Origin of the sequence: Endozoicomonas sp. SESOKO1, from assembly GCF_024606265.1 — a bacterium.
Classification (GTDB): domain Bacteria; phylum Pseudomonadota; class Gammaproteobacteria; order Pseudomonadales; family Endozoicomonadaceae; genus Endozoicomonas.
On record NZ_JAHHPP010000285.1, the window covers coordinates 1 to 1,178 of the forward strand.

Genomic DNA, 1,178 nt, shown 5'->3' on the forward strand with positions numbered 1-1,178 from the left:
CTAACAGGAATCCCCCACTATAACCGCTTGCGGTTTAGTGGTGGGAGGAGGTCAACATCCTTACTTAAAGAGCGCATTATGGAGCGTAGTCAATGCTCTCATGGTTTTTACATGCTCCGCCCTGCTGTTTGATTCCGCTGATTCACTGGCCTTATTCAGCAAGGCCAGACGAATATCTCTCTCTGAGGCATTCTTTCCCAAACCAAGAGCCCTGAGGGCTTTTGACTCCTTTGGGGTAGGACCAGGCAAAAAGGGACCACTATCCTGAGCCTCGCTGGCAATATATTTTCTGGCGGTTCTGGCGATATCTTGTGAACCCTTCAGATTATCTGCATTATTTTGCAACCTGTCATAGGCATTCTCAATAACATTTGCTTCATTATAGGTACTCGAAACGCCCAGTTTTTTCTTATCAATGGCTCTCTCCTGTTTTGGTATTGCGTCTGTTGATTTGGCCTTTCTGGCGGCGTTTATCCGGGCAGCAACAACAGACTTCACACCACTTACATCAACAGGCTTGTTTATTATATCAGGTGCTGTCCTTGTGGCTGTTGAAGAACGGGTCGTGCCTGCTGTCGCTTGATCTGCCCGAGACCGATCAAGCCCGGAAGACTGGGCATCATCCCTATTCCTGTTAGCATCATCCCTATTCCTGTTAATAGCGGAATTATGGTTTGATGACGTTGCAGGAGAAGGCGTTTTACTGACTGGGGCCGAGTCAGCAGACTGCTGTTTTTCCTGCATCCGACGCTTTGCGATCTCTCTGATATTAGCCGTTGATTGACGGACTGTTTGAGCCATTTCCACCGGTGCTGACTCTTTCGCTACATCCGAGGAAAAGTCTGTCTCCGACCTGAGTGCCTGTGTTGTAATCTGATCATCTTCATCCTCCGAGAAGTAATCAGAATCACTTGATACCGAGCTATCCGGAGTGTCCGGACGATCAGCCGTCAATGCAGTTTCTTCTGGAATACTGTCCTGAGAATTCCCGCTATCATCTGAGCGATACATAGCCGATTCCAACTGTTCAGAGTCCTCAATGCCAGCAGCAACACTTGTCAGAGACGGTATGGCCTCTTCAGTGGCAAGCGCAGAGGTCAACCCAGAGACCTGCTGAGTCTCAGGCTCGGCAAACAACTCAGCGACGCCATCCAGCTCACCGGAATCCTCAGCGGTAT

1 protein-coding gene is annotated in these 1,178 nt (G+C 49.2%); it reads right to left on the reverse strand.

Translation table 11 applies throughout. The features are described 5' to 3' along the window. Positions 1–60: 60 nt before the first annotated feature. Positions 61–1,178 (reverse strand): hypothetical protein (locus KDK13_RS12605; protein ID WP_257285323.1); only part of this gene is annotated, 1,118 nt, incomplete at its 5' end.